General features: G+C 68.4%; 3 protein-coding genes and 1 pseudogene. 1 reads left to right on the top strand and 3 read right to left on the bottom strand.

Annotated elements, in window-relative coordinates; translation table 11 throughout:
• Positions 1–84: 84 nt before the first annotated feature.
• A complete protein-coding gene (locus tag H8R17_RS44885) occupies positions 85–480 on the bottom strand; it encodes a VOC family protein (protein WP_187828906.1) in 396 nt (131 codons plus the stop codon).
• A 26-nt stretch (positions 481–506) separates the two neighbouring features.
• Between H8R17_RS44885 and H8R17_RS44880 the strand changes: the two genes are divergently transcribed.
• Complete coding sequence (locus H8R17_RS44880) at positions 507–788, top strand: transposase family protein (protein WP_399478141.1); 282 nt, start codon at positions 507–509, stop codon at positions 786–788.
• A 41-nt stretch (positions 789–829) separates the two neighbouring features.
• On the opposite strand, the pseudogene H8R17_RS44875 reads toward H8R17_RS44880, so the two are convergent.
• Together H8R17_RS44875 and H8R17_RS44870 are read right to left on the bottom strand one after the other, a co-directional pair.
• Positions 830–1,093: pseudogene (locus tag H8R17_RS44875) on the bottom strand (IS5/IS1182 family transposase); the annotation flags it as partial.
• A 288-nt stretch (positions 1,094–1,381) separates the two neighbouring features.
• Entirely contained in the window at positions 1,382–3,010 is a 1,629-nt protein-coding gene (locus H8R17_RS44870) for a LuxR family transcriptional regulator (protein WP_187828905.1), read from the bottom strand.
• Between the last annotated feature and the right edge of the window lie 191 nt (positions 3,011–3,201).

Below are 3,201 nucleotides of genomic sequence, written 5' to 3'. Positions count from 1 at the left end.
GCCAGCACGGCAGGACTCACCCACCCACCGGAGATCAAGACAGCGAGTTATTAATCGGCAAGCCCTAACTACACGGCATTGGGCCTAGGTCTGCGGTGCCAGGGTGCGTAGGACGTCGAACTCGTTGCCCTCGGGGTCTGCCATGACTACCCAGTTTCGGTCTGACCCCTGGCCCACATCCGTCTTGGTGGCGCCGAGGCCGAGCAATCTGGTCACCTCGTCCTCGGTGCTGCCGTCGATTGGGCTGACGTCGAGGTGAAGCCGGTTCTTCACGGTCTTGCCCTCAGGTACCTGGATGAACACCAGGGTGGGCGGCATCTGACGGGCCCGAACATCCTCGACGGTCGGCACCCAGGAGCCGATCTCGACCTTGCCCTCGCTCCGGTCGATCACCTTGAAGTCCAGGACCTCGCACCAGAAGGCCGCGAGCCTCTCAGGATCGTGGCAGTCAACGGCCAACTCAGTGAACCTACTTGTCATGACTCTCCCCAGGCAGTGCTGCTCGCATCCACCCTGGACATTCCCACCCTGACCGACCTCGGCTACGAGAACGCCGGCGACGGCTTCCGCCACCCGGTCAAGAAGCCCAGGGCAGCGAACTCGATGACGAGCGGCAGGCGTTCAACTCGGTCATCCGAGGCGTCCACGCGGTCGCCGAGCGGGCCAACGCCCTGCTCAAGGTCACCTTCAAGGCCCTGCGCCGGGTCAGCCTCGACCCCAGCGGCATCACCCGGATCGCCCGAGCCGCCCTCGTCCTGCTCCAGCTGGAACACGGCCGCACCGTCTGACCGAAGATCACGAACCGTCACGAAACGTTACCGAGAAAGATTCAGTGTGCGAGCTGAAGGAAGGCGTCATGCATGTCGTCTCGGGTTTCCCGGGGGTCCGTAAGCGGCGAGGGCCCGTGGAGCCAGGCGATGGCGGACTCGGCAACCCATCGCACCCTCCCCAGGCCCGAGCCGTGTGGCTGTCCGCGCCGGGCGATCTTCGGGACGATGCCACGCTCACGCAGACTGCGGCGGTAGCTGTCGTGGTCGTAGCCGCGGTCGGCATACAGCGCGCGGGGCTTGCGCCGGGGCCGGCCCCGCGTCCCACACCCCGGCCTGCTGCCATTACGAGCACGAACTCGCCCAGCTCGACGACCAGGGACACCGGCCCCTGCGGACCGTGGCCACCGACGAGCCCGGCGCCGGGCTGTAGAACCTCCCACGTACCAGCAGGAGGAAAGGCGTCTCGTCCGGGCGTGCTCGTCACGTCTTTCCACGGCAACGGCCCAGGTCAGCGGCTACTCCGTTGTTTTTTCGGCGAGGACTACTGGGACAGCGTCAACGCCCCCCGACGGCCTGCTAACTAGCCGGGACTGCTCAGAACGAAGGGCGGCTCAGACCAGGTGATGCTCGTAGGCGAACGCCGCGGCCGCGGTTCGGGAGCCGACATCGAGCTTGGCGAAGATGTTGGACAGGTGCCGGGCCACGGTTTTCTCCGAGAGCACCAGGGTCTCGGCGATCTCCGGGTTGCTCTTGCCCACCGCCACCAGCCGGAGGACCTCGACCTCCCGGGGGCTCAGCCCGCCGGGAGCCTTCTCCTCGCCCAACAGCGCCGCGATCTCCTGCTCCGCCGGATTCGCACCCATCTCCGCGAACGCCCTCCGGGCCGCGCTCAGGTCGGCCGCGGCCGACTCCTCGTCACCCAGCAGCCGGAGCGCGCGCCCGACGAGCGCCCGGGAGCGGGCCACCTCGTACACCGCGGAGAGCTGCGCCCAGGTCTCGGCCGCCTGCCGCGCGCAGACGAACCCGCGGTCCGCCTCGCCCCGGGCCAGGGCGACGGTCGCGGCGGCGTACTGCCCCGATGCCTGCAGCGCCGAGCACCCGAACGAGCTCCCGATCTGCCCCAGCTCCTCGGCAAGGGGTGCTGCCGTGTCTACCTCGCCGGTGGCCACCAGCACCTCGACCGCCGCCGGGAGCATCTGCGACCGGTGGACGGGATCGTGCACCTCGGCCACCACACGGTGGATCGCGGCCGACGCCGCATCCCGTCGGCCGTGCTCCAGCCACAGCAGTGCCCGGCCGGGCTGGGCCGAGTGGCCGAACTCGGCAGCCTCCGCGAAGGCGGCCTCCGCAGCGTCGTGGTCGCCGCGAAGCCGGAGGGTCTCACCCCGCTCGTAGTGGGCCTGACCGACCGCCAGGTCCCCGCCGGCCGCGGCGTACCGCCCGACCGCGCGCTCGAGTTCCCTGACGGCGTCGCGATAGGCGCCGTGCAGTCGCATCAGCTGGCCGCGGTGGACCGCACACTGACCGGTGAACGCGACCAGGCCGGGCTGGCCGTCGCACCAGGTGGTCAGCGCGTGAGTCCACTCGCCCATCCGGCCGAAGTCGGAGATCTGCTGGCAGGCTTCGACCGACGAGCAGTAGATCACCCCGGAGAAGATGGGTGAGACCTCCCCGGCCAGGACCGAGACCATCGCCTCGTCGAGGAGGCTCAGCCCGTCGGCGACCTGGCCCGCGAAGATCTTCATCCGACCCTCCATGTGGAGGCCCATAGCTGTCAGGTCGGGGTCGTCGAACCGTCGGCCGCACTCGGTGACCTTTGGCACGGCAACGAAGGCCTCGGCGAACTCTCCCTTGATGATGTGCCCCATGGTGGCCCGCTCGAGCAGATAGCCACGCTCCACCACATCCCCGCCATGGTCGTCGAGCAGCCGCTCGGCCCGGGCTAGCCAGCCACTGCCGATGGCGACCTCGCCGCCCTGCCACAGGACTACGGTCAGCCAGTACGCCGCGCGCACCGCGCCGAGGGTATCGTCCCTGTCACGGTAGGCCTGGAACGCCCGTTGCAGCGCCTGGATGCAGTCGTTGCGGTGGCCCAGGAGGTGCGCGGTGACCGCCAGCGCCATGAAGTCGTCGGCCTGAAGCTCGGTCTCGTCCAGGCCGGAAAGAGCGCGGTACGCCGCCACCCACTCCTGGCGTTCGTACTCCTCGCGGGCTCGGCGTAGATCGTCGACCATGCTCATCTCGCACCACCTGATTCGAGGCTAGTGGTCGACGCTCATGATCCGCAGCATTTCCTCGCCTGGATGATCAACGGTGTCAAAGGCATTGAAGTGTGCTCCCCGTACCGGAGTTCCGCAGCAGAGGTAGCGGCATAGTCGCTGGAAATAGGGTTTGACCTGCGAAAACACAGCATGGCCCGGTGACGTGGCGT

It is taken from the genome of Streptomyces sp. TRM68367 (assembly GCF_014495685.1).
Lineage (GTDB): Bacteria > Actinomycetota > Actinomycetes > Streptomycetales > Streptomycetaceae > Streptomyces.
Note: the sequence above shows the minus strand (reverse complement) of the source record. Positions and strands in the feature narration are given on the sequence as shown.